Genomic DNA, 3422 nt, shown 5'->3' on the forward strand with positions numbered 1-3422 from the left:
GCCGTGCGGTCCGCCGCGAGATCGGCGCAGATGACACCCCAGCCGCGGGATGCCAGCACATCGGCGATGGCGCCGCCGATATCGCCGCCACCGCCGGTGACGAAGGCCCAGTGCAGCGGCTTATTCATACCGCCTCCACGCGCGAAAGAGACGACAGGGTCATCGGCAATCTCCGTATCCTAGAGGTGGCCCAGCATGGCCGAAGCCGCCGGGCCCGTATAGGCTCCCCCGCCGCGAAAGGAGTTTCCGCATGAAACAGGACCTCGTCATCAAGAATGCCCGGATCGTGGACGGCACCGGCGCGCCCTGGTTCCGCGGCGATGTCCGCCTGTCCAAAGGACGCATCGCGGCCGTCGGACCCGGGCTCGACACGGAAGGCGCGGAAATCCTGGACGCGGCGGGCCGCTATCTGGCCCCCGGCTTCATCGACGCCCATTGCCATGACGACCTCGCCTTCCTGCGTGACCCCACGCGGCCGGAGAAAGCGCGCCAGGGCGTCACCTCTATCGTCGTCGGCAATTGCAGCTTTTCGCTCTATCCGGCGCCTGAGCCTGCGGTCGACCTGCTCCGCGGCCATTTCGGCGGATTGCTGGGGGAGACGGCGCGGTCGGAGGTTTTCGCCGATCTCGACGGCTACCGCGCCGCGCTCGAGACGCCCGGGATCGCCCTCAACCTGGTCTCCCTCGTGGGGCATGCCGCCCTCCGCCTCGCGGTCATGGGCTATGAGAAGCGGGCCGCGACCGCGGCCGAGATCCGCGCCATGCAGGACCTGCTGCGGCCGCAGTTGCGCACAGGGGCCGCCGGCCTCTCTCTCGGTCTCGTCTATCCGCCGAGCGCTTTCGCCGAAACAGCGGAACTCGTGGCCCTCGCAGAAACGGTTCGCGAGGAAGGTGGCGTCCTCGCTGCCCATGTGCGGAGCTATGAGGCCAATCTGCTGCGCTCGATCGAGGAATTCATCGCGGTGCTGGAGGCGGCCGGCGCGCCCGGCCTGCTCTCGCATCTGCAATCGGCCGGCCGCCCCAACTGGGGACAGATCCCGAAGGCCCTCGTCCTGCTCGAAGCGGCCCGTGCGCGGGGCATCGATATCAGCTTCGACATGTACCCCTACCCCGCCGGCAGCAGCTACATGCTCCAGCTCCTGCCGCCCTCGGCCCAGGAAGGCGGCATGTCCGCGCTTCTCGCACGCCTCCGGGACCCGGAGGCCCGCGCCGCCCTCAAGCAATGGGTGGAACAGGGCAGCAATGACGGCCACGGCCAATCCAAGATTTCCCTCATCGGCTGGGGCAATGTGATGATCTCAGGGGTCGGCAATCCGGCGCTGAAAGCGCTCGAAGGCAGTCGCATGGACAAGGCCGCCGCCGATCTCGGCATCGCGCCCTTCGATCTTCTCGTGCGTTTCGTGGAAGAGGACGGCGGCCAGACGGCCATCGTCATGTTCCAGCTCAGCGAGGATGATCTGCATGCCGCCTGCTGCCACCCGCTGCACATGGTGGGGTCGGACGGGCTGCCGCGCCCCGGCACAAGGCCGCATCCCAGGGCCTTCGGCACCTTCCCGCGCGTGCTCGGGCCGCTGCGGCGCGACAAGAAGTGGTTCAGCCTGGAAGATGCCGTGCGCCGGATGACCGCGATCCCGGCGCAGCGCTTCAGCCTGGGCGCCCGCGGTCTGATTCGGCCGGGGATGGTGGCCGATCTGGTTCTGTTCGAGGATAGTGTCATGGATCACGCGACCTTCGAGGAGCCGGTGCAGGCCCCTTCGGGGATCACGGATGTCTGGGTCGCGGGCGAGGCGGTCGTGGCGGCAGGTGCCGTTACCGGCCATCTGCCGGGCCGTGTTTTGGGACGGGGATAGGAGATTTGGAAATGCGACAGGCTTTGATGATCGAGGGCGCAGCCCCGGCCGGCGGGCACTACTCGCACGCGATCGTGGCCAACGGTCTCGTCTTCGTCTCGGGCCAGGGGCCCGTGGACCCGGCAACGGGCATGATGCCCGATGATTTCGAGGGCCAGGTGCGCCAGACGCTCGCCAATCTCCGCACCATTCTGGAAGGTGCCGGCAGCAGCCTGGACGATGTCGCCAAGATCAACTGCTACCTGAGCGACGTCACCCGCTTTCGCGAGTGGAACCGGATCTATACGGACTTCTTCCCCGCCGCCCCTCCGGCGCGCACCACGGTCGGCTGCCAGCTCAACGGCATCCTGGTCGAGGTCGACTGCATCGCGGTGCTTTCCGATGACTGAGCCCGTCCCCGTCAGCGCCATCGACACACCGGTTCCCATCATCGATCTCGATATCGTCGAGCGCAATCTTGCGCGCATGCAGGCCTATGCCGATGCGCACGGCCTCGCCCTTCGCCCGCATATCAAGACCCACAAGCTGCCGGTCTTCGCGAAGCGGCAGGTCGAACTCGGCGCGGTCGGCATCACTTGCCAGAAACTGGGCGAGGCCGAGGTCATGGCCGATGCCGGACTCGACGATATCCTGATCTCCTACCCCATCATCGGGGCCGCGAAGGGCGCGCGGCTTGCCGCGCTGGCGAAACGCGTGAAGATGCGCGTGGCGGTGGACAATCCCCTCGTCCTCGAAACCGTCGCCCGCGCGGGCCAGGAGGCCGGCACGCCGATCGGTGTGCTCATCGAATTCGACAGCGGCATGAAGCGCACCGGCGTCACCTCGGTCGAGGCCGCGCTTGCCCTCATTGTGCAGGTGAAGGCGGCATCCGGCCTGCGCTTTGACGGGTTGATGACCTATCCGAGCACACCGGAAACCGTGGGCTTCGTTCGTGCCATCAAGGAAGCGGGGGTCCATCTTCCCATGGTCTCGGGCGGCGGCACACCGGGCTGGGCGCATGCCCATGAGATCGAAGGCGTCACGGAGATGCGCGTCGGCACGTACATCTATAACGACCGCACCCTGGTCGAAGCGGATGCGGCAAAGCTTGAGGATTGCGCCCTGACCGTGCACGCGACGGTGGTGAGCCGCCCGGAGGAAGATCGCGCCATTCTCGACTGCGGTTCGAAAACGCTCACGAGCGACCTCATCCCGCGCGGTGCCAGCGCCGGCTACGGCTATCTGCCTGACTACCCCGATGCACGCATCGATCGCGTCAGCGAGGAGCATGGCATGCTCGATCTCAGCCAAAGCGCGCGCAAGCCCGCTTTGGGAGAGCGGGTGCGCATCATCCCCAACCATGTCTGTGTCGTCACCAACCTTCATAACGAGGTGGTGGTGAGCCGCGGCGGCATGGTAGAAGGCGTCTGGCCGGTGGCGGCCCGAGGTCTCACCAGATGAGCGATCTCCCCGAGCGCGACGTGCCGCGCGCCATGCATGATCTCGGCGGCGTCCCCCGCTACATGTGCGAGGCGATCGACACCGAGCCGCATGAACTCACCGACTTCGACCGCGAGGTCGATGCCATCCGCCA

General features: G+C 67.0%; 3 protein-coding genes. All 3 read left to right on the top strand.

Annotated elements, in window-relative coordinates; translation table 11 throughout:
• Nucleotides 1–250 precede the first annotated feature (250 nt).
• From VL752_RS17565 to VL752_RS17575, 3 genes are read left to right on the top strand one after another with little or no spacing between them, the layout of a single operon-like run.
• Nucleotides 251–1849, top strand: coding sequence for an N-acyl-D-amino-acid deacylase family protein (locus VL752_RS17565; protein ID WP_325357158.1), 1599 nt, complete (start codon nucleotides 251–253; stop codon nucleotides 1847–1849).
• A gap of 11 nt (nucleotides 1850–1860) precedes the next feature.
• Nucleotides 1861–2238: a RidA family protein gene (locus VL752_RS17570; protein ID WP_325357159.1), complete on the top strand. Its 378-nt coding sequence runs from the start codon at nucleotides 1861–1863 to the stop codon at nucleotides 2236–2238.
• Nucleotides 2231–3289, top strand: a complete 1059-nt coding sequence (locus VL752_RS17575; protein WP_325357161.1) for a D-TA family PLP-dependent enzyme — start codon at nucleotides 2231–2233, stop codon at nucleotides 3287–3289. The genes VL752_RS17570 and VL752_RS17575 overlap by 8 nt, the downstream gene beginning before the upstream one ends.
• The last annotated feature ends 133 nt before the right edge of the window (nucleotides 3290–3422 follow it).

The sequence above is a fragment of the Acidisoma sp. genome, assembly GCF_035492295.1.
GTDB lineage: Bacteria > Pseudomonadota > Alphaproteobacteria > Acetobacterales > Acetobacteraceae > Acidisoma.

Excerpts from the sequence above, each read along its gene's own strand:
- VL752_RS17565 (WP_325357158.1), top strand. The coding sequence starts at position 251 with ATGAAACAGGACCTCGTCATCAAGAATGCCCGGATCGTGGACGGCACC.
- VL752_RS17575 (WP_325357161.1), top strand. The coding sequence starts at position 2,231 with ATGACTGAGCCCGTCCCCGTCAGCGCCATCGACACACCGGTTCCCATC.
- VL752_RS17570 (WP_325357159.1), top strand. The coding sequence starts at position 1,861 with ATGCGACAGGCTTTGATGATCGAGGGCGCAGCCCCGGCCGGCGGGCAC.